The sequence below is a fragment of the Cyanobium sp. ATX 6F1 genome (genome assembly GCF_024346315.1).
In the GTDB taxonomy this organism is placed as follows: Bacteria; Cyanobacteriota; Cyanobacteriia; order PCC-6307; family Cyanobiaceae; genus ATX-6F1.
The window spans coordinates 1-25,975 of sequence record NZ_JAGQCS010000014.1 but is presented as its reverse complement, the minus strand read 5'-3'; the positions used below and the strand labels follow the sequence as shown (position 1 = coordinate 25,975).

The 25,975-nt window shown below is 67.0% G+C and carries 30 protein-coding genes; 18 read left to right on the top strand and 12 right to left on the bottom strand.

Annotation, left to right across the window (positions count from 1 at the left end):
- Positions 1-125 precede the first annotated feature (125 nt).
- A complete protein-coding gene (locus tag KBZ13_RS14980; RefSeq protein WP_255010625.1) occupies positions 126-773 on the bottom strand; it encodes a hypothetical protein in 648 nt (215 codons plus the stop codon).
- A 190-nt stretch (positions 774-963) separates the two neighbouring features.
- Here KBZ13_RS14980 and KBZ13_RS14975 point away from each other — a divergent pair, with 190 nt between their 5' ends.
- The 4 genes from KBZ13_RS14975 to KBZ13_RS14960 all read left to right on the top strand — a co-directional run bounded on the left by KBZ13_RS14975 (position 964) and on the right by KBZ13_RS14960 (position 3,823).
- Entirely contained in the window at positions 964-1,767 is an 804-nt protein-coding gene (locus KBZ13_RS14975) for a prohibitin family protein (RefSeq protein WP_255010624.1), read from the top strand.
- A gap of 82 nt (positions 1,768-1,849) precedes the next feature.
- Complete coding sequence (locus tag KBZ13_RS14970; RefSeq protein ID WP_255010623.1) at positions 1,850-2,470, top strand: hypothetical protein; 621 nt, start codon at positions 1,850-1,852, stop codon at positions 2,468-2,470.
- Between the two features lie 72 nt (positions 2,471-2,542).
- The gene (locus tag KBZ13_RS14965; protein ID WP_255010622.1) at positions 2,543-2,974 is read left to right on the top strand and encodes a VOC family protein; all 432 of its coding nucleotides are present in this window, start codon (positions 2,543-2,545) and stop codon (positions 2,972-2,974) included.
- A 129-nt stretch (positions 2,975-3,103) separates the two neighbouring features.
- Complete coding sequence (locus KBZ13_RS14960; RefSeq protein WP_255010621.1) at positions 3,104-3,823, top strand: GAF domain-containing protein; 720 nt, start codon at positions 3,104-3,106, stop codon at positions 3,821-3,823.
- Positions 3,824-4,033: 210 nt separating this feature from the next.
- On the opposite strand, the gene KBZ13_RS14955 is transcribed toward KBZ13_RS14960, so the two are convergent.
- The 4 genes from KBZ13_RS14955 to KBZ13_RS14940 all read right to left on the bottom strand — a co-directional run bounded on the left by KBZ13_RS14955 (position 4,034) and on the right by KBZ13_RS14940 (position 5,930).
- Complete coding sequence (locus tag KBZ13_RS14955; protein WP_255010618.1) at positions 4,034-4,663, bottom strand: hypothetical protein; 630 nt, start codon at positions 4,661-4,663, stop codon at positions 4,034-4,036.
- A 156-nt stretch (positions 4,664-4,819) separates the two neighbouring features.
- A complete protein-coding gene (locus KBZ13_RS14950; RefSeq protein WP_255010615.1) occupies positions 4,820-5,029 on the bottom strand; it encodes a hypothetical protein in 210 nt (69 codons plus the stop codon).
- A 49-nt stretch (positions 5,030-5,078) separates the two neighbouring features.
- Positions 5,079-5,456, bottom strand: coding sequence for a hypothetical protein (locus tag KBZ13_RS14945; RefSeq protein ID WP_255010612.1), 378 nt, complete (start codon positions 5,454-5,456; stop codon positions 5,079-5,081).
- Between the two features lie 42 nt (positions 5,457-5,498).
- The gene (locus KBZ13_RS14940) at positions 5,499-5,930 is read right to left on the bottom strand and encodes a flavin reductase family protein (protein WP_255010609.1); all 432 of its coding nucleotides are present in this window, start codon (positions 5,928-5,930) and stop codon (positions 5,499-5,501) included.
- A gap of 192 nt (positions 5,931-6,122) precedes the next feature.
- Here KBZ13_RS14940 and KBZ13_RS14935 point away from each other — a divergent pair, with 192 nt between their 5' ends.
- Positions 6,123-6,998 carry a transglutaminase family protein gene (locus KBZ13_RS14935; RefSeq protein WP_255010606.1) on the top strand — a complete coding sequence of 292 codons (876 nt, stop codon included), beginning with the start codon at positions 6,123-6,125 and terminating at the stop codon, positions 6,996-6,998.
- A 59-nt stretch (positions 6,999-7,057) separates the two neighbouring features.
- Here KBZ13_RS14935 and KBZ13_RS14930 read toward each other — a convergent pair whose 3' ends face one another.
- Complete coding sequence (locus KBZ13_RS14930) at positions 7,058-7,372, bottom strand: SemiSWEET family sugar transporter (protein ID WP_255010604.1); 315 nt, start codon at positions 7,370-7,372, stop codon at positions 7,058-7,060.
- 8 nt (positions 7,373-7,380) lie between these two features.
- The gene (locus tag KBZ13_RS14925; RefSeq protein WP_255010603.1) at positions 7,381-7,935 is read right to left on the bottom strand and encodes a GNAT family N-acetyltransferase; all 555 of its coding nucleotides are present in this window, start codon (positions 7,933-7,935) and stop codon (positions 7,381-7,383) included.
- A gap of 276 nt (positions 7,936-8,211) precedes the next feature.
- Between KBZ13_RS14925 and KBZ13_RS14920 the strand changes: the two genes are divergently transcribed.
- The 3 genes from KBZ13_RS14920 to KBZ13_RS14910 all read left to right on the top strand — a co-directional run bounded on the left by KBZ13_RS14920 (position 8,212) and on the right by KBZ13_RS14910 (position 10,190).
- Positions 8,212-8,436: a hypothetical protein gene (locus tag KBZ13_RS14920; protein WP_255010602.1), complete on the top strand. Its 225-nt coding sequence runs from the start codon at positions 8,212-8,214 to the stop codon at positions 8,434-8,436.
- Between the two features lie 984 nt (positions 8,437-9,420).
- Positions 9,421-9,708 (top strand): hypothetical protein, encoded by a 288-nt coding sequence (locus KBZ13_RS14915; protein WP_255010601.1) that lies wholly within the window; start codon positions 9,421-9,423, stop codon positions 9,706-9,708.
- A gap of 173 nt (positions 9,709-9,881) precedes the next feature.
- The gene (locus KBZ13_RS14910; protein ID WP_315859653.1) at positions 9,882-10,190 is read left to right on the top strand and encodes a zincin-like metallopeptidase domain-containing protein; all 309 of its coding nucleotides are present in this window, start codon (positions 9,882-9,884) and stop codon (positions 10,188-10,190) included.
- 384 nt (positions 10,191-10,574) lie between these two features.
- Here the strand turns inward: KBZ13_RS14910 and cobA are convergent, their stop codons facing one another.
- Both cobA and KBZ13_RS14900 read right to left on the bottom strand, forming a co-directional pair.
- Positions 10,575-11,360, bottom strand: coding sequence for a uroporphyrinogen-III C-methyltransferase (cobA, locus tag KBZ13_RS14905; protein ID WP_255010599.1), 786 nt, complete (start codon positions 11,358-11,360; stop codon positions 10,575-10,577).
- On the bottom strand, positions 11,357-12,721 hold the full coding sequence (locus KBZ13_RS14900) for a CbiX/SirB N-terminal domain-containing protein (RefSeq protein WP_255010597.1): 1,365 nt from the start codon (positions 12,719-12,721) through the stop codon (positions 11,357-11,359). The genes cobA and KBZ13_RS14900 overlap by 4 nt, the downstream gene beginning before the upstream one ends.
- A gap of 225 nt (positions 12,722-12,946) precedes the next feature.
- Here KBZ13_RS14900 and KBZ13_RS14895 point away from each other — a divergent pair, with 225 nt between their 5' ends.
- Entirely contained in the window at positions 12,947-13,369 is a 423-nt protein-coding gene (locus KBZ13_RS14895) for a hypothetical protein (protein WP_255010595.1), read from the top strand.
- On the opposite strand, the gene KBZ13_RS14890 is transcribed toward KBZ13_RS14895, so the two are convergent.
- Positions 13,293-14,858: a ferredoxin--nitrite reductase gene (locus KBZ13_RS14890; RefSeq protein ID WP_255010593.1), complete on the bottom strand. Its 1,566-nt coding sequence runs from the start codon at positions 14,856-14,858 to the stop codon at positions 13,293-13,295. The genes KBZ13_RS14895 and KBZ13_RS14890 overlap by 77 nt on opposite strands.
- Positions 14,859-14,983: 125 nt before the next feature.
- On the opposite strand from KBZ13_RS14890, the gene KBZ13_RS14885 reads away from it, so the two are divergent.
- The 7 genes from KBZ13_RS14885 (at position 14,984) to KBZ13_RS14855 (ending at position 22,429) form a co-directional block, all read left to right on the top strand.
- A complete protein-coding gene (locus KBZ13_RS14885; protein ID WP_255010697.1) occupies positions 14,984-16,018 on the top strand; it encodes an anthranilate phosphoribosyltransferase in 1,035 nt (344 codons plus the stop codon).
- Positions 16,019-16,504, top strand: coding sequence for a nitrate reductase associated protein (locus tag KBZ13_RS14880; RefSeq protein ID WP_255010591.1), 486 nt, complete (start codon positions 16,019-16,021; stop codon positions 16,502-16,504).
- A gap of 204 nt (positions 16,505-16,708) precedes the next feature.
- Positions 16,709-18,007 carry a CmpA/NrtA family ABC transporter substrate-binding protein gene (locus KBZ13_RS14875; RefSeq protein WP_255010590.1) on the top strand — a complete coding sequence of 433 codons (1,299 nt, stop codon included), beginning with the start codon at positions 16,709-16,711 and terminating at the stop codon, positions 18,005-18,007.
- A gap of 84 nt (positions 18,008-18,091) precedes the next feature.
- Positions 18,092-18,958 carry a nitrate ABC transporter permease gene (ntrB, locus tag KBZ13_RS14870; RefSeq protein WP_255010589.1) on the top strand — a complete coding sequence of 289 codons (867 nt, stop codon included), beginning with the start codon at positions 18,092-18,094 and terminating at the stop codon, positions 18,956-18,958.
- A gap of 4 nt (positions 18,959-18,962) precedes the next feature.
- The gene (locus tag KBZ13_RS14865) at positions 18,963-20,987 is read left to right on the top strand and encodes a nitrate ABC transporter ATP-binding protein (protein ID WP_255010588.1); all 2,025 of its coding nucleotides are present in this window, start codon (positions 18,963-18,965) and stop codon (positions 20,985-20,987) included.
- A 12-nt stretch (positions 20,988-20,999) separates the two neighbouring features.
- Positions 21,000-21,833, top strand: a complete 834-nt coding sequence (locus tag KBZ13_RS14860) for a nitrate ABC transporter ATP-binding protein (RefSeq protein WP_255010587.1) — start codon at positions 21,000-21,002, stop codon at positions 21,831-21,833.
- Entirely contained in the window at positions 21,830-22,429 is a 600-nt protein-coding gene (locus tag KBZ13_RS14855) for a Crp/Fnr family transcriptional regulator (RefSeq protein WP_255010586.1), read from the top strand. Before KBZ13_RS14860 ends, KBZ13_RS14855 begins: the two co-directional genes overlap by 4 nt.
- Here KBZ13_RS14855 and KBZ13_RS14850 read toward each other — a convergent pair.
- Together KBZ13_RS14850 and cynS are read right to left on the bottom strand one after the other, a co-directional pair.
- Entirely contained in the window at positions 22,426-24,561 is a 2,136-nt protein-coding gene (locus KBZ13_RS14850) for a molybdopterin oxidoreductase family protein (protein ID WP_255010585.1), read from the bottom strand. The genes KBZ13_RS14855 and KBZ13_RS14850 overlap by 4 nt on opposite strands.
- A complete protein-coding gene (cynS, locus tag KBZ13_RS14845; protein ID WP_255010584.1) occupies positions 24,558-25,013 on the bottom strand; it encodes a cyanase in 456 nt (151 codons plus the stop codon). Before cynS ends, KBZ13_RS14850 begins: the two co-directional genes overlap by 4 nt.
- 133 nt (positions 25,014-25,146) lie before the next feature.
- Between cynS and KBZ13_RS14840 the strand changes: the two genes are divergently transcribed.
- Positions 25,147-25,758 (top strand): molybdenum cofactor guanylyltransferase, encoded by a 612-nt coding sequence (locus tag KBZ13_RS14840; RefSeq protein ID WP_255010583.1) that lies wholly within the window; start codon positions 25,147-25,149, stop codon positions 25,756-25,758.
- 9 nt (positions 25,759-25,767) lie between these two features.
- A partial coding sequence (locus tag KBZ13_RS14835) for a radical SAM protein (RefSeq protein ID WP_255010437.1) occupies positions 25,768-25,975 on the top strand: 208 nt, incomplete at its 3' end.

Below are 25,975 nucleotides of genomic sequence, written 5' to 3'. Positions count from 1 at the left end.
CACCCCATCAATCCTGGGGCTCGCAGGCGCTCGGCGAACCAGCCATGGCACTGGCCGGCGTCCACCGGCTTGCCTTTGGGGTCCTGCGTGCGGGGCAGCTCCGCCATTCAGCTCAGCAGGTCAGATCAGCGATGCGCAGCCGGTGCGGGCAGCCGCTCCAGCAGCAGCTCCAGCTTGCGGTCCTGCTCGCGCAGTACTCCCAGGAAGCCGGCCGCGGTCAGAGCCAGCACGGCCAGCCAGGCCAGGGAGGTCCACAGCACGGCCTTCAGGACTCCGGAACCACCCACGACGGCAAGCGGGGCATGGGTCAGAAGAGCCGTCGCGGCGGGGGCGGTGTCGTCGACATCGAGATTGAGGACCAGCCGCAGCACGGCCTCCGGAGTGACCGGAACGATCGCTGAGCTGAGTGCTGGCGATTCCGAGCTGGCCAGCAGTTCCTGGCGGCAGCGATGCAGTCCGCCACCTGCCCAGAACAGCCCCCAGGCTCTGTTGTTCCGCTGCAGCACCACCCACCGCTCGGGTCTGGCGTCAAGCCGCGCCAGCTGAGCGGCCTTGGACAGCGACCAGCTGCGGCCCGCCGCCACGGAGGGATGGGCCTCCAGCAGCAACGTCCCTTGCGGATCACGGGTGAAACCCGTCACCACCTGCAGCGCAAAGACATCCACGATCTGGCAGGGCACCGCTCGCTGGGCCTCGCTCCACTCCGGTGCCATGAACAGCAGCGCACCGTTCTGGCGGCGCAGGCAGTCCTTGACGAGATGGTTCTCCTGCACCGTGCCCTTGCACCAGAGAAAGCAACGCTAGGGAACGTCATGCCTCACGCCAACAGCACCTGAGGCCTTGAGGGCACCTGTCACAGAGGTGAACGCATCCCCCCAGCGGCAGCGAGCAAGCCCCGGCCAGAGGCTCGCCGGCGGGCCCATCCCCCTAGGGTCGTCGCACCCCCAAGGATTCAGGCCGCCCATGCAATCTCCGATGCGCTCCGGCGCAGACAACGGCTTCGGTGGCCTCTGGCAGCTGACCGTTGCGGCGATTCTGGTCGTCCTGCTGCTGCTGACCCAGACGGTGTTCATCGTTCCGGCGGGCACCGTCGCGGTGGTCACCACCCTCGGCAAGGTCACCGGAGTGCCCAGGCAGCCGGGGGCCAACTTCAAGATCCCCCTGGCCCAGAACACCTCGCTGTTCGATGTGCGCACCCAGGTGAAGCCGGAGCAGTTCTCCACCCTCACCAAGGATCTGCAGGTGATCCAGGCCACCGCCACGGTGAAGTACGCCATGAAGCCCGACGAGGCGGGCCGCGTCTACGAAACGATCGCCACGGACGACCAGCAGATCTATCCGCGGGTGATTCAGCCCTCGCTGCTCAAAGCGCTCAAGTCCGTGTTCTCCCAGTACGAACTGGTGACGATCGCCACGGAGTGGAACTCCATCTCCGAACTGGTGCAGGAGAAGGTCGCCGATGAGCTGCGCAAGTTCGACTACGTGACCGTCCAGGGTCTGGATCTGACCGGCCTGCAGATCGCCGAGGAGTACCGCGCCGCGATCGAGCAGAAGCAGATCGCCGAGCAACAGCTGCTGCGGGCCCAGACCGAGGTGCTGATCGCCGAACAGGAGGCCAAGCGCTACCAGACCCTCAACTCCAGCCTCGATGACCAGGTGCTCTACAAACTGTTCCTCGATAAGTGGGATGGCCAGACCTCGGTGGTGCCCGCCCTGCCGGGGGCGGCTGGGGGCGGCAATCCGGTGATCGTCAACGGGCGCCGTTGATCTCCGTGCTGGTGACGGCCCAGCAACGCTGTTCACCACGATCCCCGCCACCATCGAGATCCTTTCGCCCCTCCCCCCGCCGGTGTCCAGCTTCGATCGCCGATCCGTCCTGCTGGCCCACAACGCCGGCGTCTGGGAGGGCTGCTTCATCCGTCTGGATGGACGCGGCGTTGAGAGCGAGCGCTTCGGCACACGTCTGCTGGTGCAGGAGAGCGGCGGCCAGATCGAAGCGGCCCTCACCTACCTGAACACCGGCAAGGTGGCCACGATGGGCTTCGCCGAGCCGCCGGATCTGATGGCGATCAGCCCCGAGGGCCACTGGAGCCTCGGCCCCGACAGGACCGGTCCCTGGTTCGCGGTGATGGAGCTCTGCCTGGTGGACGGCGAGCGCCGCCGGCGGGTGGTGGTGCGCCACGGCGCCGAACGGCTCGAGAGCGTGGTGGTGGTGGTGGAGGCCCGTCCCGGACTGGCGGATCCGGCTCCGGCGGCGCCCCTGCGGGCGGCGGTCCTGGAGGGGGTCGATGGCCCTGCCTGCACCTGGCAGCTCAGCGCCGACCTCACCCTCACCACAGCGCTGGAGCGGCGCATCGGCGACTCCCTGGCGGTGACGCTCCGCTGGCAGAGCACGCCCGGCCGGGAGCTGGTGCTGGAGCGGGTCTATGGCGCCAACGGCCTGCCCCAGGTGGCGCCTGCGCTGGTGTGAGCGCGCACCGGGGCCTTCCAGTGTGATCATCACCATTGACGTCCACCGAGCTCCCCTGAGGGAGCGCATGCCATGACGACCCCGCCTCCGACTGGCGTTCCAACGGTGCTCTCCGGCCTCGGTGGCTTGGCCCACATCGGGATCCGCGTTCACGACCTGGAGCGATCGGCGGCCTTCTACGCCCGGCTCGGTTTTCAGTTCGTGGCTGGGCCGATCGGCCTTGAACCGGTGGCGATCCTCAGCCACCCCAGCGGCCTGGAACTCAATCTGATCCTCAATGCGCCCACGGCGACCGCGGCCAACGTGCTGATGGACGGCCCTGACAAACCGGCGGGCCTCACCCACTTCGCCCTGCTCTGCAACGACCTGGACACCGCGATCAAGGAGCTGCGGGCCGTGGGCCTGGAGCCCAGCGCCGGGCCGGTGGACTTCGGCGGCCAGGCCCGCGGTTTGTTCCTGCGGGATCCCGACCGCAACGTGATCGAGCTGCACCAGCGGCTCTGATCTGAGGCTCTGATCTGAGTCCCTGGTCGGGGCAGGGGAGCGGTGAGGAAACGTGAAGCCGCTGCTGAGCCGGGGGAGTGGCCCCGACAATGGGGCCAAGGGACATCAGGATCCTTCGGTTTGATGCCCATGAAGGCGCCACTGAGCGAGCGAGAGAACGAGCGGCTGGAAGCCCTTCGCGACTACCGCATCCTCGACACAGCGCCCGAGCGGGCCTTCGACGATCTGACCGCACTGGCGGCCTACATCTGCGATGTGCCCATCGCCCTGGTCAGCCTGGTCGACACGGACCGTCAGTGGTTCAAATCGACGTTCGGCCTGGAGGCCACGGAAACCAGCCGGGACGTCTCCTTCTGTGCCCACGCCATTCTCGAAGACAAGATCCTGGTGATTGAGGACACCCACCTCGATGCGCGCTTCGCCGCCAATCCCCTGGTGACCTCGGAGCCCAACATCCGTTTCTATGCGGGCGTCCCGTTGCTGACGCCGGAGGCCTTGCCCCTGGGCACCCTCTGCGTGATCGACCACAGGCCGAGGGAGCTGAACGCCGCCCAGATCCGGGCCTTGGAGGGGATCGCCCGCCAGGTGGTGACCGAGCTGGAGCTGCGGCGCGTGTCCGCCCGGCTGGCTGAGGCCCTGGAGAAAATCAACCTGATCGAGGGGCTGATCCCGATCTGTTCCTATTGCAAGGCGATCCGCAACGACGCGGGCTACTGGTCGAGTGTGGAGGCCTTCATCAAGCAGCATGCCGATGTGTCCTTCACCCATGGGGTGTGTGAGGCCTGCATCGACAAGCACTTTCCTGAGGTGGCTGAGGCGATGCGCCAGCAGGACGCCGGCCATCCTTGACTCTGCGGATGTGGCTGACGCTCCCGTGGCCCCCTCACAGGGGATCGCGCCCGCTCAGCAGAAGCCAGCGCGGCTGACCTGAGCTCCGGTCGGCGAATCAGCTCCAGGAGACCCATGCCCAGTCGCGATCTCCCTGATCCTTGAAGCCTGAACCAGTTGAACGTCGAGGCCCCTGGCCGCCAGCCATCTGGAGCCGTTCAGCCGCGCTGCTCACCCCGGCCAGAGAAACGTATTGAACAGACGTGCACCCAACGTCGTTTGATAGCGAAGGGTGTGCGTCGCCGACAAGCTGACCACCGCCCCCAGTCGGTCGGCCGTTTTGACACATTGTTGGAATGTCTGCGCCGTGTAGCACTGCACGTCGAGCTGATTGCAGCCGCCGGGAGGTACCAGTCCAGCCTGGAAGGGCTGGATACTGCAGAAAATCGGCTTGGTGTAGAGCTGACGAAGCCGATAGAAATCGGCCAGGCTGTAGTTTGCAAAAAAGTGATCATCCACCTGGATTCCATCACCGTTGCGGGCCTCATGCAGCAGGTCTGGGATGGTCAGCGAGCGGTACTGAGGGGATTGCACCCAGACCACAGGCATCAATCCTTGCCGACGGGCTTCCTGGGCAACCTGCTGTTGCATTGGATCGGACACCTTGCGGTAATCCAGAAACACCACGTTGTAGTGAACGGCGCGAATCTGAGCCATGACCTGGCTGATTCCATTGGTTGAGGTGTAAAACCAGATCTGCGGCTGCGACAGCCATGTTCCATTCGGTGCGGCGCCTGCGGCGAGCGGTGCCAGGAGCAGCCCCGCTGCGGCGACAACATGGGGGGCGATGGATCTGAGCAATTCAGATCTCTGAAAAACCACGAAAGCTGAAATCCAGGATTGGTTGAATCTAAGTGGCTGTAAAAGGCAACGGCCTCTCGGCTTGTGTTCTTAAGCCTGCATCAAGGGCAGCGGCTGACTCCTACCCACCGGGAGCCATGGGCTGCTCAATCGTTGCTACTCCACGGAGAGGAGCAGCAGTGCACCGGCGATGCTCAAGGCGCAGATCGCCAGCAGTGCGGGCCAGAGCAGGGCGTAGCTGAAGAAGGCTGAGATGAAGGCAAAGGCCGCCCCGATCAGGCAGACCACACCAGCCCGGGCGCGTTCGCCGGGGGAGGGCCGGGCGATGGTCAGGAGCCGTTGCAGGAGGGAGTTTTTGGTGTTCATGGAGATGGTGTTGGTCAGGCTTCCAGTGCCGCCAGTTGGGTCGGGGTGTTCAGTGCTGAGCGACGAGGCTCGAGCGAACGCCGTCGCCTTCGTTGGTGCAGACCGCCTTGCCTTGGGTGGATCCGCCGGAGCCATCGCGGCTGCGGAACACCAGGGCCGCGTCATCGCTCGCCTGCTCAAAGCTGATCGGCTGATACGAATTCGGTTCGCGGAGTTGCAACCTGGTGGCCAGTTCGCAGGAGTAGCGCTCGACCACAGCAGAGGGGGCGGATACCCCCTGGGCCTGGCCGGCAAGGGCCTGGGCTTCCACACGCTCGGCCAAGCGGGGATCCTTCCTGGGGTTGGCGACGACGTTGCCGTAGGTGATCAGGGCTCCGGCGAGAAGGCCGCCGCCGAGGGTCATGGCAATGGTTGAGGGCCGGTTCATGGTGGAGGGGGGTGCTGGTGGGATTCATCACCCTTGATCTCTTCACGATCTCCTCTGCCCATCCCGTTGTGCATCCCCCGAATGGGGGAGACCCAGCCGCGGCCGCACCAGCTCGAACACGTCCCCCAGGCAACGCTCCTGCACGTGCACCATCACCACCTGGCCCAGCGCCATCGTGAACGTGGTACCGGGCACGGCGATCAGTCCGGCGGCTTCGAATTCATTGCTGCCGGGTGGGAAGTCGGTGGCGGTGATGTTCATCGCCCCGGCAAGCCGCTCATCCACCCCATGCACCGCAAAGCAACGGGTCTGGCGGATGTTCCGCAGGGTGTCCTTCTCCCGATCAGGCCGCGCACCGATCGAGACCATCAGCACCGCCGGCTGATCACTCACGGCATTGAAGAAACTGAACGGCGCCAGGTTGGGCTGGCCCTCGCCGCTGATGCTGCTGACCCAGGCAATCGGCCGCGGCACCACCACGCTGGTGCAGAGCCGCTAGAGCGCCCCCCATCCAGGCTGTCGGGGTCGATGGAGCGAATCGGCTCGGGTCCGGGCATCAACGGGCCGCAGTCAGGGGGCTCCCATGCTGCAGCAACCCCCCCCAGTCCCGAGGGCGGTGAGCTGTCCGTAGGCTTGGGGTGGCGGTGTGACTTACCCGGGCTGACGATGCTGTTCCAGATCCGACATGCGCTGCGCTACGTCTACGACCGCCCGGTGTTCCTGGAGCCGATGACGGTGCGGCTCACCCCGCAGCAGAACGGCCACCAGCGGCTGGTGCAGCATCACTTGCATGTGAGGGAGGAGCCCGCCGGCATGAGCCGGATCGTGGAACCCGACGGCACCGATGCGCTCGTGGTCTGGTTCGACCGGGAGCGGGCGGAACTGGAGATCGAGATGGAATCGGTGGTGGAAACCCTGCTCGAGAACCCCTTCGGCTGGATCGAGACCCATGGGGCGGCCCAGAAGCTCCCCGTGGCCTACCCGATTGAGGCGGCCGACTCCCTGGCGCCGACCATGGGAGCGGCGACATCAGGATCGGTGCGGGTCTGGGCGGAGGCCCTGGCCGAGGCGGCTGATCGATCGACCACGGCCTTTCTGATGCGGCTGGCCGACGAGATCCACTCGGGCTTTCACCATGTCGGACGGCTGGATGGCGATCCGATGACGGCGGAGCAGACCTTGCAGACCCGCAGCGGTGCCTGCCGCGACACGGCCACCCTGTTCGTCGAGGCCTGCCGCAGCCAGGGTCTCGCGGCCCGCTTCGTGAGTGGCTATTCGATGCACCATCCCCCTGAGGTGAGCGAACACGAGCTGCATGCCTGGGCGGAGGTCTACCTGCCGGGCGGCGGCTGGCGCGGCTACGACCCCAGCCTCGGCCTCGCCGTCGCCGATGGCCATGTGGCCCTCGCCGCCGCGCCCGATCACCGGCTGGCGGCTCCGGTCACGGGCACCTACCGCGGCACGGGAGTGGGCTCGCAGATGACCTACAGCGTGAGCGTCAAGGCGACGGAGGCGGAGCCTGAGCTGGAGTGGGCACCTTGATCAGCAACGGCCAGCGGGCGACGGAAGGAAGCGAGGCCCTCGCCGCCGTCCTGACTCCCTCAGTCGTCTTGATCTGTTGCTCGATGGGGAGGTTGGCGCCATTCCTTCAACCGGTCGCGCAGCTTGTGCTGAAGAATCAGGCCGGCCAGCACGACGGTGACGGCATTGGCGACCATCAGCGGGCCGTTGCGCGTCAACACGCCGTAGACAAGCCACAGGGCAATGCCGCTGGTGAACAGGCTGTACATGCTCAGGGAGATGCCACGGGTGTCCCCGCGTCTCAGTGTCTTGATCGCCTGCGGAATGAAGCTCAGGGTGGTCAGCGTGGCGGCCCCGTAGCCCAGCAGGTCAATGGTTGTTGATGGTTGAGCCATGGAGGTTGTCAGGGCTTTGAGGCTAGGGCGGTAGGTGGATGTTCCCTGGGCTGAGCCTGAGCCTCCACCAGCGCCTGAACCATCACCAGGGCATCCACATAGCCCCGTTGTTTGTGGCGAAATGCCCCGGGCAGCACGCCGACGGTGCGGAAGCCGTTGCGCTCCCAGCAGCGCAGGCCGGCGGTGTTGGTGCTCACCACCAGGTTGAACTGCATCGCCCGAAACCCGAGCTGCCGGGCAGCCTGGAGCGAGTGCTGGCAGAGGCAGCTGCCGAGGCCTTGCCCCCGGCACGGCTCCGCCACCACATAGCCGGCATTGGCCACGTGGGCACCCAGGCACAGGGAATTGGGCCTGAGGTAGTAGGTGCCCACCAGGGCCCCGGTGGCATCGAGCGCCACCATCACCGCCTGGCTCTGCTCCACCCACAGGCCCCTCGCCTCGGTTTCGCTGATCGCCGGGTCGTGGGGAAAGGTTTCGCCGGCGCGCAACACCGGCTCCAGCAGGCGCCACACCCCCGGCCAGTCGGCCGGCTCAAAAGGGCGGATCTGCAGCGGAGGTGCCATGGCCGCGTCGATGTCTCAGAACGATCAGCCGCGGGCCTTCGAGCGTTGGCCATCGGTGCCCCCATGGGCCAACCCGGCGGCGATCTCCCAGAGGATGGTTCGCCCAGGGGCCGGTGATTGCCTGCCCTGGTTGAGATGGGTCGCCTGAGATTCGAACTCAGGACCAATCGGTTAAAAGCCGGGTGGTTTGGCTTCAGTGTGCTTGGCATGACTGGCTCTTGTTCATGAAGTGACAGATCTTTTGACAAACATGGTGGTCGCTGATTCGACTTGCCTGTGCGGAGATCGAGTCGCTTGGCCCGCTTCGAGCACCTCTACCTCGGGTACGGCCTGAGCTTTGTGCTCCCCCGCGAGCAGCAGGTAGAACTCCGCCATGCCCTCCTGCCGGAGCGCCCGATCTATGCCGTGCCCGGCCGGGTTCGCGCAAGGGCCTCCTGGTCGGCCGAGGGGACCGACTTCGACTACCGCCTGCCCGAGGCCGAGCGGAAGTGGTGGTACTGATTCGGACCCGAGAGCCTGGAGCCTCCAGCGACGATCGAGGACATGGCCGAGAGGCTGGCCGAGGGGCACCGCTGGTAGGGGGCTGCTGTCAACCTGCTGTCAACCTGCTGTCAACTTGACAGCAACCTGACAGTCAACTTGACACGTTTCGACGGATCCTCTCTATAGGTCTTCTTCTACTCTGAGAACGAGAACGAGAAAGAGAAGAGACGACCATCGCTCCATCCCGATCGAGACTCCGTCCCGATCGGGACTCCGCAAGCGTCCACCTGGGAAGCAGAGGGGACAGATCCGAGAACCCTCGTCTCTGACCGCCGAGAGGCTGCTCGTCCCCAGAAGCCCCGAGAAGGGCCCTCGACCGACCCCGACCGATACGTTCCATCTGTCCGCCCCCTGACCGAGCTTCCTGGGGCGCCTGGGCCCCGATCGGGAAGCCTCAGGCCCCAGGGACGACCCCCGATGCTGACCGACTACCAGATCCGACTCCTGGAGATCGTCGACAAGGTCCGCTGGAGCGAGCCGACCGACGTCTACGACTTCCAGCTGGTGCGGAGCGTCTGGACACGGGTAGATCTCTGGAGCAACCATGAGCGGACGCCGAGAGGCTGTTCAGCTCCAGAAGCCCCGAGAAGGGGCCTGAACCGACCCCGACCGATACGTTCCACCTGTCCGACCCCTGACCGAGCTTCCTGGGGCGCCTGGCCCCCGATCGGGAAGCCTCAGGCCCCAGGGACAACCCCCCGACTCTGAGCGACTACCAGATCCGACTCCTGGAGATCGTCGACAAGGTCCGAATGGAGCGAGCCGACCGACGTCTGCGCGTTCCAGCTCCTACGTAGGGCCCTGGGCATGGACGACCACGTCGTCAACTTGGGTCTTGAATGTGAGTTTGGAGCAGGTTGAGTTCCTGACGGGGGGTGTTATCTGCCAGGGCCATATCGAGTCCCTGCAGGCCCCCGTAGAATGGGTGGTCGCACTTTCGTCATGACACCAAGTCGCCTTAGCCGTCCGGCCTCACGCCGGGCTTCCGTTCTCTCAACAGCCTTTGTCGAAGAGTTCCATCGCCTGCTGTTAGAGCGGCCCAACCTGCCGAAGACGGCGCTGGCAAAGTCGGCGCTGGCCATACACCCGGACGGCAGGCGGCTGCGCCTCCACTTCCTTGACGAACGGTCGATGTGCCAGGCACTCCTGCAGCGGCATCGTGCGAAATATTTCGACTCCCACCCGCAGATGTGGAAGCTGCGCGGGACCCGTCAGGGCGTGAAGGCGTAGACAGCCTCGGTGGAAACCCCCAGCTTCACCGCTGGGGTTCATTTGATCAGGCCCGGGCGCTGACGTTGCAAGGCTGCGGCGTCTCCATCGGGAAGATTTCGCGTCTGCGGAACGGGCCTCTGGAACCGACTCCCTGCAACTTGAACCAGCTACATCTCGGCATTTGCGATGCCATGCACGGGTCAATGCTCAAGAGGCAGGGGCAAGGAAGGAGCGGGAGTTTTCCGGTTGGTGAAGTTCGTCACTGCTGGCGACACGGCTCCCCGTCGACATCGTCGAATTTTTCACTAGGTCACTACGCCCGAGAGGCGCTGGTCGCTGAGCTCGGGGCGGTGCTGCTGGGTGATCGGCTGGAGATCGGCAGCGAGATCGAGAGCCATGCCGCCTATCTGGGCCACTGGATTGAGCTGCTGCAGGAATCACCCAGGGTTCTGTTCCAGGTGCTCAGCGAGGCGCGGCAGGCGGCGGATCTGAATCTGTAGAGAAATACATTGATCAATCCTGGAAGCAGATGCTGAAAGCCCTTATTCAACCCTCGATCAAAGCCAGGAGTCGCTCCCGACTCTGCTGATGTGAGCCGCTGAGTTCCACCGTCGCGAAGCGAATCGCGTGGCCCTAGATCGTGATGGTTTATCGACCTCGCCGTCGATGGCGGGGCGAAGCAGCAGGCTTCCGGCCCGATCAGCAGCTGCAAGCCCATGGCCCGCCTGTGACCGGAGGTAGGCGTATATGTGGTACACATTCCCCGACTTGAGGGACTGGCCGAGATGCCAACTTTTCCCAAGGATTGAGGTGATCTTGGTGGCGATTACTAACAGGCGTCCCCCACACTTCAGCAGCTGACAACGGGAGTCTCTGGGGTGAACTCAGAAGGGGATCGGCAGCTCCACATCCGCGGGGGCGGGGGCGCAGGACGGCACCCGCTCCTCCACCACCTGGCCGATCACCACGATCGAGGGGGACTCAAAACCCTCCGCCTCCACCCGGTCGGCCAGCTGGGCCAGCTCCGTGACCAGCTCCCGCTGGCCGTTCACGGTTCCCTGCTGGATCACCGCCGCCGGCGTGGTGGCCCCCAGGCCTCCCGCCATCAGTTCCTCGCAGATCCGGCGCAGGTTGTGCAGGCCCATGTAGATCACCAGCCCGTCGCTGCAGCGGGCCAGACCGCGCCAGTCGACCCCTGGCCGGCCCTTGTCGATCTCCTCGTGACCGGTCACGAAGGTGACCGACGAGCCCGCCCGGCGGTGGGTGACCGGGATGCCCACATAGGCGGGCGCCGCGATGCCGGCGGTCACACCCGGCACCACCTCCACCGGCACCCCGTGGCGGGCCAGGTGGGCCGCCTCTTCGCCACCGCGGCCGAACAGGAACGGGTCGCCCCCTTTGAGCCGCACCACGCAGCGGTGGCGCTGGGCCAGCTCCACCAGCACGGCGTTGGTGCTGGGCTGGGGCACGGAATGGTGGCCGCGGCGCTTGCCCACGAAGTGGCGCTCGCAATGCTCCGGCGTGAGTTCCAGCAGCTCCTGCGGCACCAGGGAGTCGTAGACGAGGGCATCGCACGCGCGCAGGAGCCGATGGGCTTTGAGCGTGAGCAGCTCCGGATCCCCCGGGCCCGCCCCCACCAGGTACACCTTGCCTGGGATCGGCTCACTCATGGCAACTCGCCCAACAACTCCAGCAGCAGCGCGCGGAAACGGGGGCGCTGCAGCAGGGGCGGCCCGAGCAGAGCGCCCAGGCTGTCGGTGAGTCGGTTGGCCGCCAGGGTGAGGGGCAGGGCGCCTGTGGGGATCGCCAGCGTCAACGCCTCCAGATCTGCCGCACTGTATGGACTGGCCACGCAGATCGCCCCGGTGACCTTGCTCAGATGGCGCAGGTAGCGCTGCCCCAGTTCGCCCTCGACGGGGTGATGCAGCAACCGGGGCGACTCCAGGCCATTGGACACCGAGGTCACCTGGACCTGCTCGGCCCGTTCAGCCAGTTCAGCCCTGAGGGCCCGCTGCCAGGCGGGCCAGGCCCCCAGAAACGGCAGCCGCCGCAGCGGCCCCGCCTGGCGCCAGGCGGTGGCGATCGCCGGCACGTCGTGGCGCACATGGCCGCCGGGGAGCAGCAACAGCGGCACCAGCAACCAAGGGGGGCGGTTCCCCATCGCCGTGCCCGCCGGTGCTGCCACTGCCGTTGCTGCCGTGAGCGCCTGGAAGCGCACCGGGGCCCCACGGCGGCGCTCCAGGGTCTCGGCCAGTTCCAGCAGCTCCGGCGGAATCACCCCTTCCGAGCGCCCGTGCACCACCAGCAACAGGGGGCTGGCCGCCGCTGCCGCCAGACGCCTGTGCAGGCGAGCGCCCACGGCGGGATCCAGGGGGCGGCGGGCCAGACGCGCCAGGCCGGCGCGGCCAGCGGGAAGACGGGCCAGCAGATCCACGGCCTGGGCGGCCAGGATGCCGTCGAGATCCTCGGCCAGCCGCTCCAGGAGCTGACGCAGGGGGGCGAGGGGCCAGGCGCTCAACCCCACCGCCAGCCCTTCGAGCGCTCCCCGGCGCAGGGCCCTCGACCCTGGATCACCGGCCAGCCGCGCCAGTAAAGGGAAATCGTCGCCATCCCGCTGCAGACCCAGGGGCGGCAGCAGGGCCGCCGACAGGGGAAGGTCAGCGCGCTCCAACTCCTCCACCGCCTGGCGCAGGGCCCTGGCGCAGGCGGGGTGGCGCCGGCGGCCGATCAGGGCCAGCTGCTCCGCCTCTCCGGGCGCCCCGAAGCGGGACCCGCCGGGGCCATGGTCGTTGAGCCAGCACACCAGCAGTCGCGCGGCATCGGCCCCCTCCAGCCGGTCGGCCAGCACCGCCAGCAGGTCAGTCTCGGAAGCGAGGGATCCCGCCTCCAGCGCCCGCAGCCAGGGCTCCAGCTCGCTGGGCTCCAGGCGCCGCAGCTGCTGCAGCAACGGCCAGCGGCCGCCATCGCCGGGGGGCGGCAGGAGGGCGGGGAGCGGCGGATCCGCGGGGGCGCCGTTCAAGAAGCTGTGCACGCGCTCAGGAATTGCCCACCCCCAGCCAGCAAGGCCCACACCTTGGCACCCCTCCAGCGCCAGCGCTGGTTCCTTGGCGGGGGCTGCATCGAAGGCCAGGGGGCCCGTTGACCCATGGCGCCTCATTGGTAGCCATCGCTACGTTTCATGTGCTGGTGGCGATGGGGCCTGGACCCCGGCGGCGGCGTGAGTAGCAAGGGGGCAGGACTGAGCTGGACGGGCGCCATGGCTGGGAACCAAACCGTTGTTGGGACCACAGGATCGAGGGCCTGCCCCCAGCTCAGCTTCACGGACTTGAAGGAACGGCAGTTGGTGTGGCTGCTGGTGCGGCAACTGGGCCATGTGCAGTTCGAGCGGGCTGATGCCGCCCTCAGCCAACGGCTCTGGCAGGAGGTGGCGGCCCTTGGGATCGATCCCGAGCGCATCTGTGCCCTGCTCTACGGCGGCCACGACCTGGGCGACCAGGGGGCGCTCGAAGAGCTGGACCGCAGCTTCAGCCAGAGGTGCCGCCCCAAGCTCAGCAGCAGGCGCGGGCCACGGGGCTGGCTCCCGGGGCGCCCAGGCCGCTCCCTCAAAGGGGCTGCGTTCGCCGCCGGGCCCCGAAACGCTCCACCAGCAGCGCCTCAAGCACATCGGGCAGCTGGCTGAGCGGTACGGGCGTTTCGTGCAATTCGCCCAGGCGGGGATCCCCCGCCATGGAGCCGTCCAGGAAGATCTTGACCGCTTCCACCATCTGGCCATCCAGGCGGGCTTTGGCACCCATCAGACCGATTTCGCCCATGTAGGGCTGGCCGCAGGCGTTGGGGCAGCCGGTCCAGTGGGTGCGCACCCCATGGGGCAGCTCCAGCCGCTGCTCCAGCTCATCGACCACCGCCTGGGCCGTGCTCTTGGTGGGGATGAGCGCGAAGCTGCAATAACGGTTGCCGGTGCAGCTCACCGCTTCGGCCTGCAGGGGCCCCGGGGTCACCTGGAAGCGTTCCAGCAGGGGCTCCTCCAGCAGGGCCTCCAGCCGGCCCTGGGGCACATGGGCGATCAGGACATTCTGGCTTTCGCTCAACCGCAGTTCACCCGTGCCGTACTCCCGGGCCAGGCGGGCGAGCTCCACCATGCTTTCGGCCTCCAGCCGGCCCATCGGCACGTGCAGGCCGACCCAGTAGAGGCCCTCCTGCTTCTGCCCATGGACCCCACAGATGTCCCGCGGGGCACGGTCCACCAGGTGGGAGCCATCGTGGCGTGGCACCGCCGCCGCTGCCGCCGCACCGGCTAACTCGCCGTAGGTGTCAAGCACCTCGCTGCGATAGCGCTCGAGGCCGAGGGCATCGATCAGATACATCAACCGGGTCTTGTTGCGGTTGGTGCGATCTCCCTGGCGCTCGTAGTGACGCAGCAGCGCGAGGCTGAACTCAGGCAACTGATCGCCTCGCAGCCACAGCCCCAGGGGCATGGCCAGCTCGTTGCGCTGGGCCGAGAAGAAGCCCCCCACCATCACGGTGAAGCCGAGTTTGTCGCCGTGACGGGCCGGCAGGAAGGCCAGATCGTTGTGGAGCAAGAAGCTGTCGGGCGCGCCGCCCACGGCCACGTTGAACTTGCGCGGCAGATTCTTCGGACCCTCCGGACCGAGCAGCCGTTCCTGAATCGCCTCCACAAGCGGCCGGGTGTCGACGAACTCCTCCGGGTCGATCCCCGCCAGGGGATTGCCGGTGACGTTGCGGGGGTTGTCGTGGCCGGACTGCCGGCTGGTCAGGCCCACGGCCTCCATCGCCGCCACCAGGGGCGCCATGTCTTCGAGCAGCAAGCCCCGCAGCTGCAGGTTCTGGCGGGTGGTGATGTCGGCACTGCCATGGTCGCCGCAGCGGTCCAACACCTCGGCCAGCACCTCAAGCTGGCTCGCCTGGATCAGCCCATTGGGGAGCCGCAGCCGCACCATGAACCGACCGGGGGTCACTGGCCGAAAGAAGATCCCCAGCCACTTCAGATGGATGGTGAGGGTGGCTTCGTCGAGGGATTCCCAGCCGGCTTGACCAAGCTCGGCCAGCCGGGGCTGGAGATCAAGGCCGCAGAAGTCGGCCTTGGCCTGCTCCACTTTGTTGCGCTTGGCCGGAGTGCCGGGGGAAGGAGCGGTGGTGGGGGTTGTCACGGAGCGGCGCTGGGGTCAGTCATTCTTAGGGACAATGTTTCAGGGGACGCGCCCAGCACTTGTCGCAACCATCACTCAAGGCCTTCAAGGGGAGCCACCCTTCTGAGCTGGAGCGACGGCCGGCGATGGCAGCCCATGGCCTGCGCTTCCGTGAGTTGCTTGCCAAAGTGGGCAGTGGCGAGCACACCAGCACGGGCCTGAGCCGGGGCGAGGCCCGTGAGGCGATGGACCTGATGCTGGCCGGCGAGGTGGGGGAAGCCCAGCTTGGCGCCTTCCTGATCGCCCATCGGATCCGGCGCCCTTCGCCGATCGAGCTCACCGGCATGCTCGACAGTTACCGCGCCCATGGCCCGGTGTTGCGCAGTCCTGGCCGCAGGCCGCTCTGCTTCGGGGTGCCCTACGACGGACGCAGCCGCACGGCGCCCCTGGTGCCCCTGGTGGCGCTGTTGCTGGCGGCCAGCGGCCAGCCGGTGGTGCTCCACGGCGGCGATCCGATGCCGGTGAAGTACGGAGTCACCCTTGCCGAGCTTTTTGCGGTGCTGGGGATCGAGTGGCGGGGTCTGACGCTTGCGGCGGTGCAGGCGCGGCTCGATGATCACAACCTTGCCCTCACCCACCAGCCCCTGCACTTCGTCGCCGCCGATCGCCTCCGGCCGGTGCGCGACGCGATCGGCAAGCGTCCGCCGGTGGCCAGCCTGGAGCTGCTGTGGACACCCCATCAAGGCGAGCACCTGCTGGTGAGTGGTTTCGTTCACCCCCCCACCGAGAGCCGGGCCTGGGAAGCCCTCGCCGCCGCGGGCGAATCCGACCTGCTCACCATCAAGGGGCTTGAGGGCTCCACCGATCTGCCCACCACCCGCGCCGGCATCACCGCCCGGGTGCGCCAGGGGGTGGTGGAACGGCTGATCCTGCACCCCCGCGACCACGGCATCGCCAGCGAGGAGGTGCGCTGGGAGTCGCTCGAGACCTGGGGCTCCCAGGCCCTCCAGGCCCTGGCGGGGAAAGGGCCCCTGGCGGAGGCCCTGGTCTGGAACCTGGGGGCGCTGCTGTGGCTCTCGGAGGTCTGCTCAGGCCTGGAGGAAGGGGTGCAGCAGGCCAGGGCCCTGCTGGCGGCCCGGGCCGGTGAGCGCCTGCGGGCCGCTCTGGCGGAGGCGCACTGAATGGCACCGGGGGCTGAGGGGCTGCATGCACGCGATTTCGCCTTCGAGGCCGACTTCGCCTCGAACCTGCGCTGCATCCCGATGGCGGTGCGGCGCAAGCTCGATCTGGCCGGGGTGAAGCTGAAGCTCAGCCATTGGCTGGCGCTGCCGGAGCCGGAACGGCAAACCCTGGTGGAGTGGCACGACGACCCCGGCTCGATCACAGATCTGCGCCGGCATCTGCTGGCTCGCACGGCCGCCCTGGCGGACGGGCCCGCCCGCCCCCTGCCCCCCGCCAGCGAGGAGCCCTGGCAGCAATGGGGCAGCGTGCCCGAGGCCGTGTTGGCGGCTTGCGCCCCCCTGGGGCTGCAGCTCGATGACGTCGACTGGGCGGGGCTCGATGAACTGCAGCGGTTCGTGCTGGTGAAGCTCAGCCAACCAGGGCACGAGCACCGCAACCTGGCCCACGCCCTTGCTGAGTTCCTGACAGAAGCGGAGCGTTTGTAACAATCGTCACCGGGGGGGGTGGCTCGGCGTGGTGTTGTTAGTGCGTTGGTCAGCTTCAGCGCCAACACGATCCTTGATCCATCGGCACTGGTCGCCGCGTTCTGAAGCCAGTCCGATCATGCGCACCCTTCCGGCCCTGGCCGTCAAGGGAAAGTCATGCCGCCCACCACTGCTGTTTCGCCTGCCTCCGTGCCTGCCGCCTCCATGCCGCCTCTCTCCCGTCGATCCTTTCTGATTCGCACCAGCCTTTCCACCGCCTGCCTGGGCCTCACGCTTGGGATGGCCGGCACCGGCCTGCTGGCGCCCCTGGCGGCCCAGGCGGCCCCCGGCAAACCGGAAACCACCGAGGTGGAGCTGGGCTTCATCGCCCTCACCGATGCGGCACCTTTGATCATCGCCAAGGAGAAGGGCTTCTTCGCCAAGCAGGGGATGCCCGGAGTGACGCTCAAGAAGCAGACCTCCTGGGCCGTGACCCGCGACAACCTGGAGCTCGGCAGCAGCAAAGGCGGCATCGACGGCGCCCACCTGCTCACCCCGATGGCCTACCTGCTCACCACCGGGGCGATCGCCAAGAGCAAGCAACCGGTGCCGATGAACATCCTCGCCCGCCTGAACGTGAATGGCCAAGGCATTTCGCTCTCGAATGCGTTCCTCAAAGACAAGTTCACAGTCAAGTCTCCAGGCCTGAGCAAGGCTGTGGCCACGAAGAACGCCACGGGTGACAAGTTCAAGGCCGCCGTCACCTTCCCGGGCGGCACCCACGACCTCTGGATGCGCTACTGGCTGGCCGCCAACGGCGTCGATCCCAACAAGAATGCCGACCTGGTGGTGATCCCACCGCCGCAGATGGTCGCCAACATGCAGTCGGGAACCATGGACACCTTCTGCGTGGGTGAACCCTGGAACGAGCGCCTGGTGAACAAGAAACTCGGCTATTCCGCCCTGATCACCGGCGAGCTCTGGAAAGACCATCCCGAGAAGGCCTTCGCCCTTCGGGCCGACTGGGTCAAGAAGAACCCCAACGCTTCGCTGAGGCTGCTGATGGCGGTGCAACAGGCCCAGAAGTGGGCCGACAACCCCTCCAACACCAAGGAACTGGCCACGATCCTGGCCCAGGACAAGTACGTCAAAGCGACCGTGGACGACCTGCTGCCCCGGCTCAGGGGGGACATCGACTACGGCACCGGCAAGGTGGTTAAGAACAGCCCTTTGAAGATGAAGTTCTGGGCCAACAACGCCTCCTTCCCCTACAAGAGCCACGACACCTGGTTCGTGACCGAGGACATCCGCTGGGGCTACCTGCCCAAGGGCACCAACATCAAGGGCCTGGTGGCGAAGGTGAACCGCTCCGACCTCTGGCGTGAGGCGGCCAAGGCCAACGGCTACAAGGAGATCCCCAGCGGCGATTCCCGTGGTGTGGAGGTCTTCTTCGACGGCGTCAAGTTTGATGCCGCCAACCCCCAGGCCTACCTCAAGGGCCTGAAGATCAAGGCCCTCAAGTAGGCCTGCCTGGGCCCATGGCTCCGCTCCGGAGGCGTCCCTGGGCCTCCGGAGCCTTCTTTGTTCTCTCCACTCGCACCGGTCCCGATGATCACGGCCTCTGCCCCCCGTCGCGCCGCCGGTCCGACCCGCGGTCGCCCCCCCCGGGCTCCTGCGCTCACCTGGCTGAGCAGCCCTCTGGCCCGGCAGATCAAGGCTCCGGTGATCTGCATCGGGTTGACCCTGCTGGTGTGGCAACTTGCCTGCACAATCAGCGGCACCGCCTTTCCCGGGCCGATCCAGGTGGTCACCCAGACCTGGAACCCCTACATCAGCAAGCCTTTCTACGACGACGGCGGCACCGCCAAGGGCATGGGCTGGCAGATCCTGATCTCCCTGCAACGGGTGGCGATCGGTTACAGCCTGGCGGCGGTGGTCGGCATCGCCGCGGGCATGGCCCTGGGTCTCAACGGTTTCATCCGCAAGGGGTTCGATCCAATGATCCAGGTGCTGCGCACGGTGCCGCCCCTGGCCTGGCTGCCGATCTCGCTGTTGCTGTTCCAGCAGGCGGACATTGCGGCGATCTTCGTGATCTTCATCACGGCCGTGTGGCCGATCGTGATCAACACCGCCGTGGGCATCCAGGAGATCCCACAGGACTACACCAATGTCGCCCGGGTGCTGAGGCTGAGCAAACGTGCCTACATCCGAGAAATCGTCATTCCCTCCACCGTTCCCTACGTGTTCACGGGCCTGCGCATTGCCATCGGCCTGGCCTGGCTGGCGATCGTGGCTGCTGAGATGCTCAAGGCTGATGGTGGCATCGGCTACTTCATCTGGGATGCCTACAACGCCGGCGGCGACAGCAGCACCAGCCAGATCATCCTGGCCATCGTCTACGTGGGCATCGTGGGCCTGATTCTCGATCGGCTCATCGCCTACGTCGGTAGCCGCCTGAACACCGGAGCCCACTGAAACCATGCCTGCCCTGTTCACGGTCGACAACATCACCCAGTGCTTTGCGCTCAAAGGAGGGGGGCACTACAACGCCCTGAAGGATGTTTTTCTCGACATCGCCGAGGGCGAGTTCGTCTCCCTGGTAGGCCACTCGGGCTGTGGTAAGTCAACGCTGCTCAACCTGTTGGCCGGTCTCACCCAGGCCACGGAGGGAGGCATCTTGATGGAGGGGCGTGAGGTTACCGATCCAGGCCCTGACCGGATGGTGGTGTTTCAGAACTATTCGCTGCTGCCCTGGAAAACGGTGCATCAGAACATCGCCCTGGCCGTCGACAACGTGATGGCTTCCAGCAGCAAGGCCGAACGGGAATCGATCATTGATCACCACATCAAGCTGGTGGGGCTCAAGGCGGCGGCCGAAAAGTATCCCCACGAAATTTCAGGTGGGATGAAGCAGCGGGTGGCGATCGCCCGGGCCCTGGCCTTGCGTCCCAAGCTGTTGCTGCTTGATGAACCCTTCGGCGCTCTTGATGCCCTCACTCGGGGCAATCTTCAGGAGCAGTTGATGCGCATCTGCGAAGAGGCCAAGGTCACCACGGTGATGGTCACCCACGATGTTGATGAGGCGTTGCTGCTCTCCGATCGCATCGTGCTGATGACCAATGGCCCGGAGGCCTACATCGGCCAGATCATGGAGGTCGACCTGCCCCGGCCCCGCACCCACCTGTCCGCGGCGGCGCATCCCACCTACTACTCCCAGCGGGGGGAGGTGGTTCAGTTCCTCAATCAGCAGCGACTGGCCCGGCTCCAGCGTCTCAATCCAGCCACCGCCATCGCCGCCAATACGCTCGAAAAGGTGAATCTGGACATCGGTTTCATCCCGCTCACGGATTGCGCCCCCCTGGTCGTGGCCCAGGAGCGGGGCTTCTTCGCCAAGTACGGCCTGGAGCAGGTGACGTTGCGACGCGAGACGAACTGGAAGACCCTCGAAGCCAATGTGCGCCAGAAGGTGCTGGATGCGGGCCAGATGGTGGCGGGGATGCCCTTCGCCATGACCCTTGGGGGCGGCGGACAGCCACCCACGCCGGTGATCTCGGCGCTCACCCTCTCACGTAACGGCAATGCGATCACCTTGCATCGCCGTTTTGCCGAGGCCGGGGTGCACAGCCTGGCCGACCTGAAGGCCTGGACCGTTGCCAACCCTGGCCGCAAGCCTGTGCTGGCGATGGTGCATCCCGCCTCGATGCACAACCTGATCCTGCGGGCCTGGCTGGCCTCCGGCGGCATGGAACCCGGTCGGGATGTGGAGCTGATCGTGATCCCGCCCCCCCAGATGGTGGCCACGCTCAAGGCCGGCAGCATCGATGGCTTCTGTGTTGGGGAGCCATGGAACAGCCGCGCCGTGCAGGAGGGTCTGGGCACGGTGATCGCCACCGATGGGGAGCTCTGGAACGGCCATTGCGAAAAGGTGCTGGGCGTCCGTGAAGACTGGGCCGCCGCCCACCCGCTCACCCACCAGGCCCTGATCAAGGCCCTGATCGAAGCCTGCCGCTATTGCGACGATCCCGCCAACCGCGCCGATCTCAGCGAGCTGCTGGCCCGCAGGGAGTATGTGGGCGCCGATGGGGCCCTGCTGCGCCCAGGCCTGATCGGTCCTTTCGACCGGGGGCTGGGCGAGCCGCAGCCGATGCCGGAGTTCTTCCGCTTCTACGGGGCCCAGATCAACCCGCCCGACCCCAGCGATGCGGCCTGGATTCTCACCCAGCTGGCGCGCTGGGGCATCAGCCCCTTCCCGCTCAACTGGGAGGAGGTGATCGAGCGGGTGCAGCGTCCCGACCTCTACGCCGCCGCCGCCGAGTCGCTGGGTCTGCCGCTCGAGAGTCGGGCGTCTACAGCGCTGCAGCCGTTCGGAGCGCCAAGGCTCGACCCAGACGACCCGCTGGGCTACCTCGAGGCGCTCGGCGCCAACGGCGCGATCAGCCGCGAAACGGTTGTCTTGCCGCCCAGACCCGGCCCGATCCCCGTCTCCCCGTCCACTCTTCGCTGAATCGCCAAGCCCATGCAGACCGAAACCGTCACGGCGCCGCTGGCCGAACAGACCCGGGAGGCCTTCCTGGTGATCGATGGCGTCTCGAAGGTGTACCCCACCAAGACAGGGCTCTTTCCCGTTCTCGACAACATTCAACTCAGCGTTGCCGAGTGTGAGTTCGTCTGTCTGATCGGCCATTCCGGTTGTGGCAAGTCCACCCTGCTCGACATGGTGTCGGGATTCCGCCAGCCCACCGAGGGTGAGGTGCGGCTGGAATCCCAGACGATCCAGGAGCCGGGGCCAGAACGGATGGTGGTGTTCCAGAACTACTCGCTGCTGCCCTGGCTGAGTGCTTACGACAACATCGCCCTTGCGGTGAACCATGTGTTCCCGGAGCTGAAGCGCAATGGCCAGGCCCGGGAGCTGGTTGAGCAGAGCCTGGCCATGGTGGGACTCACCGAAGCGGCCGACAAGAAGCCGGCAAGCCTCTCGGGGGGCATGAAGCAGCGGGTTTCGATTGCCCGGGCCCTGGCGTTGAAGCCCAAGGTTCTGGTGCTCGATGAGCCGTTCGGCGCCCTCGATCCGATCACCCGGGAGGAACTGCAGGAGGAGCTGCTGCGCATCTGGGCCGACCACAAGGTGACGGTGCTGATGATCACCCACGACATCGATGAAGCCCTGTTTCTGGCCGACCGGATCGTGATGATGACCAACGGCCCAGCCGCCACGATCGGCGAGGTGCTGGAGCTGCCGTTTGCGCGCCCACGGGATCGAGCCCGCTTGATGGAGCAGCCGGAATACTTCGATCTGCGCAATCGCGCCCTTGATTTCCTCTACCGCCGCTACGCCCACGACGACGAATGAACCGGGCCTCCCTGCTCAGACCCGCCCGCTCAGGGCTCAAGCTGGAGCAGGGTCAATCCGTTCTGTTGGATGCCAACTCGCCCCTGCTGAGCCAAGGCCTGCGGGTGCAAGCTGGATTGGTACGGCTCTACCTGCCCAGCCCCGAAGGGGTGGAGATCACGATCGGCTTCCTGCAGAGCGGAGAGGGCCTCAACCCGGAGACCGTGCTCCGTGACTGGGTGGGGCTGGAGGCGCTCTGTCCGGCCACGCTCTCCACCCTGACACCGGCCGATCCGCTCCCGAAGGCGGGCGAGGGCGTGGGCGACTGGATGCTGGAATTGCTGCTGATCCGTCACCTCAACCAATGCGAGCAGCGCCTCCAGGCTCTGCTGACCCTGTTGGTGCTGCGGTTGGGCCGACGCAACGGTGCCTGGTACGAACTGCCCATGCGCCTGACCCACGAACGCCTCGCTGAACTGATGGGTAGCACCCGCGTCACGGTCACCAAGATGATGTCGCGGTGGCGGGAGACCGACCTGGTGGAGTACGGCGATGGCGGCAGCACGGGGCTGCGCCTGGCGCCGGCCTTGATTGAGTCGGAGCGCCTAGTGGCCTAAGCGTCCACCGGCTCGAGGCACACCGCCGCCGCCTTGAGCTCGGGCTGCTTGGAAATCGGGCAACCGAGCTCGTGCATCAGGCGATTGGCCTCACAGGGAGTCGCCTGGGCTGCCCCCCAGTGCATCGGCAGGAAGACCGTGCCCGGGCGGATGCGCCTGGTGATCGTCACCGTGGCCGTGAGGCTGCCCCGCCGGGAGCTGATCAGGGCCAGGCCACCCTCACGGAGGCCGGCGAGCTCGGCATCGTCGGGATGGACCTCCAGCAGCGGCTCCGGTTCCATCGCCAGCAGACGCTCCACCTTGCCGGTGCGCGTCATCGTGTGCCACTGGCTGAGATGGCGGCCCACGGTGAGCACCAGGGGGTAGTCGTCGTCGGGGGGCTCAGCCAGGCCAAGGGGTTGATCGGCCAGAAAACGTGCCCGGCCGCTGGGGGTGGGGAAGCGGCCCTCGGTGTACAGGCGGCTCACACCACCACCGGGAGGGGTGCCCAGGGGGAACGGCCACTGCTGGGGGCCGTGCTCGGCCAGCAACTGGTGGCTCAAGCCGCCCTGGTCGCAGAGCCGACCGCGGGTGCAGGCGGTGAACTCGTCGTAGACCTCGGCGCTGGAGCCGTAGCTGAACAGCTCGACGAACCCCAGGCGGCGGCCCAGCTCGGCGAACACGGCCCAGTCGGGGCGGGCTTCACCGGGGGGCGCTCGGAAGGCGGAGCAAAGGGTGACGCGGCGCTCGGAGTTGGTCATCACCCCCGCCTTCTCACTCCACTGGGCCGCCGGCAACACCAGGTGCGCCACGGCTTCGGTTTCGGTGCCCACGTAGGCCTCCGACAGCACCACCAACGGGCAGCGGGCGACGGCGGCGCGCACCCGATCGAGGGAGGGCAGACTCACCAGCGGGTTGGTGGCCGCCACCCACCACAGCCCCAGCTGATCGCGCTCCATCGCCTCGATCTGCCGCCACACATCCAGCCCCGGTTCGGCGGAGATGGCGCCCGGGGCCAGGCCCCAGTGGCGCTCCAACTCGGCCCGGTGCGTCGGCTCGGCCACAGCGCGGTACCCGGGCAGCAACTGGGCCAGGCCCCCCGCCTCACGGCCGCCCATGGCGTTGGGCTGGCCGGTGAGTGAAAAGGGCCCCGCCCCCGGCCGCCCGATCTGGCCGGTGAGCAGATGCAGGTTGATGATCCCGCTGACGGTCGCCGAGCCCTCCGCCGACTGATTGACTCCCATCGACCACAGACTCAGCACCGCGCGGCTGCGTCCCCAGAGCTGGGCCAGCTCCTGGAGCTGCTCTTCGCTGATGCCGCAGAGCTGGGCGACCCGGGACGGCGTCCACTCCTGGAGCAGCGCGGCGCAGGCACTGAAGCCCTCGGTCGCTTCCTCGATGAAGCTGTGGTCGATCGCCGCCTGCTTCAGCAGCAGATGGCCGATGCCATGCAGCAGCACCAGATCGGTGCCGGGGTGGATGGCGAGGTAGTGGTCGGCGATGCCGATGGTGGCGGTTTCGCGCGGATCGACGACCACCACCCGAAGCTCATCGGGATCCTGGCGCTTGCGATGGCGCTTGACGAGCCGCTGGAACAGAACCGGATGGCACTCGGCGATGTTGGCGCCGATGACGAACACCGTGTCGGCCAGATCGAGATCGTCGTAGCAGCAGGGGGGGCCATCGGAGCCCAGGCTGCGGGCGTAGCCCGACACCGCTGAGCTCATGCACAGGCGGGAGTTGGCATCGAAGTTGTTGCTGCCCAGGGCCCCCTTGAACAGCTTCTGGGCCAGGTAGTAGTCCTCGGTGAGGAACTGACCCGATCCATACATCGCCAGGCCCTGCGGCCCCAGCTCAGCGCGCACCTTCTGGATCTGCCGCACCAGAATTTGGAAAGCCGTCTCCCAGTCGATCGGGGTGAAGGGCTGATCGGTGCGCTCGCGGTACAGGGGCGTGGTGAGGCGGCCGCGGTCGAGCGTTTCACCAACGGTGGCCCCCTTGATGCACACCTGCCCCAGGGAGGAGGGGTGCTGGCGATCACCCCGGGCCGTCCAGCTGCCATCCGGTTCGGCCGGGGGTTTGAGATCGAGGCCGCAACCCACACCGCAATAGGGACACTGGGCGCGGGCGTTGCCGGACTCGGCGCCACTCACCACTTGCGGTAGGGCAGGAACTTGCCATTCATTGTCACCTTCACCCGATCGCCCTTGGGGTCCTCCACCCGATCGACATGGAGGGTGAAGTCGATCGCCGACATGATGCCGTCGCCGAACTTTTCCTGGATCACGTCCTTGAGCGGCAACCCATAGACCTGCAGGATTTCAAAGAAGCGGTAGAGCAGCGGATCGGTGGGAATCACCGGATTGAGGGCACCCTTGAGCGGGTAGGCGGTGAGCTCTTCGAGCAGGGAGGCCTCGAGCTGCAGAGCCGTCAGCAACGTGGAGGCCTCCTGGGCGGTCGCCATCGCCTGGCCATGCAGCAGGCTCGCCACCCAGACCTCATCGGTGCCGATCAGAGCGCCCAGATCAGCGAAGCTCAAACCAAGCCGACGCTTGGCCGCCAGCAGCGTGGTGGTGAGCTCGGAAGGGACCGAAGCGGCGGCCATGGCTGGTGGGAACGGTGGCCGGACCCTACGGAGCGCCCAGGGCCGCTCCGGTAGCAACCGCTACGGAATTGATGGGCTCAGCGCTGCCCCCGGAATGGGGGCGCCATAGGGTGAGCCGCTGCCGCCGTTGGCCTTGGACCCGCGGACCATGCCCCCCCTGCGGACCTGCCTGCTCAGTGGCGGCGAGAGCCGCCGCATGGGCCGCGACAAGGCCCTGCTGCCCCACCCGGAAGGGGGCAGCTGGCTGGAGCGCAGCCTGCGCTTGCTGGCCCTGGCTGGCGCCCCGATCACTGTGCTCAGCCGGCACCCCAGCCACCTCGATCTGGCCCGGGCCATCGCCCCCTCCCTGGCGGTGCCCCTGGAGATCCTCGAAGAACCGGCCCCCTGGGAGGGGCCCCTGCGGGCCCTGGCCCGGCTGATGGAGCACCACCCAGGTGCCTTGTTGCTGCTCTGCCCCGTCGACATGCCCTGGCTGGATGGCGACAGCCTCGACATCCTCTGCCAGGAAGCGCATCGCGACCCCGGGCAGGTGCTGGTGGCCCACGATGGCGAACGCCTGCAGCCGCTGCTGGGGATCTACCCCGCCGATCGACAGCAGCGGGCCTCGCTTCAGGCGCACCTCGCCCTGGGCCGCCGCAGCCTGCAGGGCTGGCTGGAGGCGGTGGGCGCCCGCAGCGTGCCCCTGCCGGCCGCCCCCCTGCGCAACGCCAACGACCCCGCCGCCGCCGCCGCGCTCTGGCCCTAGCGTGCGCCCATGGCGCAAGGTCCCCTGGATCAGCTCGGCCGGCCCCTGGGGGTGCTGCGCCTGTCGCTCACAGCCCGCTGCAACCTGGCTTGCCCCTACTGCTGCCCGGAGGGGGAAGATCCACCTGAGCTGCTCAGCCAGGGCGAGCGCGTTCAGCTCGTGGAGACGGCCGTATCCCTTGGGGTGCACACCCTGCGACTCACCGGTGGTGAGCCCT

Bases quoted from the DNA above. Each gene is read 5' to 3' on its own strand.
- KBZ13_RS14975 (WP_255010624.1), top strand. From the start codon at position 964: ATGCAATCTCCGATGCGCTCCGGCGCAGACAACGGCTTCGGTGGCCTC.
- KBZ13_RS14965 (WP_255010622.1), top strand. From the start codon at position 2,543: ATGACGACCCCGCCTCCGACTGGCGTTCCAACGGTGCTCTCCGGCCTC.
- KBZ13_RS14960 (WP_255010621.1), top strand. From the start codon at position 3,104: ATGAAGGCGCCACTGAGCGAGCGAGAGAACGAGCGGCTGGAAGCCCTT.
- KBZ13_RS14950 (WP_255010615.1), bottom strand. From the start codon at position 5,029: ATGAACACCAAAAACTCCCTCCTGCAACGGCTCCTGACCATCGCCCGG.
- KBZ13_RS14945 (WP_255010612.1), bottom strand. From the start codon at position 5,456: ATGAACCGGCCCTCAACCATTGCCATGACCCTCGGCGGCGGCCTTCTC.
- KBZ13_RS14935 (WP_255010606.1), top strand. From the start codon at position 6,123: ATGCTGTTCCAGATCCGACATGCGCTGCGCTACGTCTACGACCGCCCG.
- KBZ13_RS14930 (WP_255010604.1), bottom strand. From the start codon at position 7,372: ATGGCTCAACCATCAACAACCATTGACCTGCTGGGCTACGGGGCCGCC.
- KBZ13_RS14925 (WP_255010603.1), bottom strand. From the start codon at position 7,935: ATGGCACCTCCGCTGCAGATCCGCCCTTTTGAGCCGGCCGACTGGCCG.
- KBZ13_RS14915 (WP_255010601.1), top strand. From the start codon at position 9,421: ATGACACCAAGTCGCCTTAGCCGTCCGGCCTCACGCCGGGCTTCCGTT.
- KBZ13_RS14910 (WP_315859653.1), top strand. From the start codon at position 9,882: ATGCACGGGTCAATGCTCAAGAGGCAGGGGCAAGGAAGGAGCGGGAGT.
- cobA (WP_255010599.1), bottom strand. From the start codon at position 11,360: ATGAGTGAGCCGATCCCAGGCAAGGTGTACCTGGTGGGGGCGGGCCCG.
- KBZ13_RS14895 (WP_255010595.1), top strand. From the start codon at position 12,947: ATGGCTGGGAACCAAACCGTTGTTGGGACCACAGGATCGAGGGCCTGC.
- KBZ13_RS14885 (WP_255010697.1), top strand. From the start codon at position 14,984: ATGGCAGCCCATGGCCTGCGCTTCCGTGAGTTGCTTGCCAAAGTGGGC.
- KBZ13_RS14880 (WP_255010591.1), top strand. From the start codon at position 16,019: ATGGCACCGGGGGCTGAGGGGCTGCATGCACGCGATTTCGCCTTCGAG.
- KBZ13_RS14875 (WP_255010590.1), top strand. From the start codon at position 16,709: ATGCCGCCTCTCTCCCGTCGATCCTTTCTGATTCGCACCAGCCTTTCC.
- ntrB (WP_255010589.1), top strand. From the start codon at position 18,092: ATGATCACGGCCTCTGCCCCCCGTCGCGCCGCCGGTCCGACCCGCGGT.
- KBZ13_RS14865 (WP_255010588.1), top strand. From the start codon at position 18,963: ATGCCTGCCCTGTTCACGGTCGACAACATCACCCAGTGCTTTGCGCTC.
- KBZ13_RS14860 (WP_255010587.1), top strand. From the start codon at position 21,000: ATGCAGACCGAAACCGTCACGGCGCCGCTGGCCGAACAGACCCGGGAG.
- KBZ13_RS14855 (WP_255010586.1), top strand. From the start codon at position 21,830: ATGAACCGGGCCTCCCTGCTCAGACCCGCCCGCTCAGGGCTCAAGCTG.
- cynS (WP_255010584.1), bottom strand. From the start codon at position 25,013: ATGGCCGCCGCTTCGGTCCCTTCCGAGCTCACCACCACGCTGCTGGCG.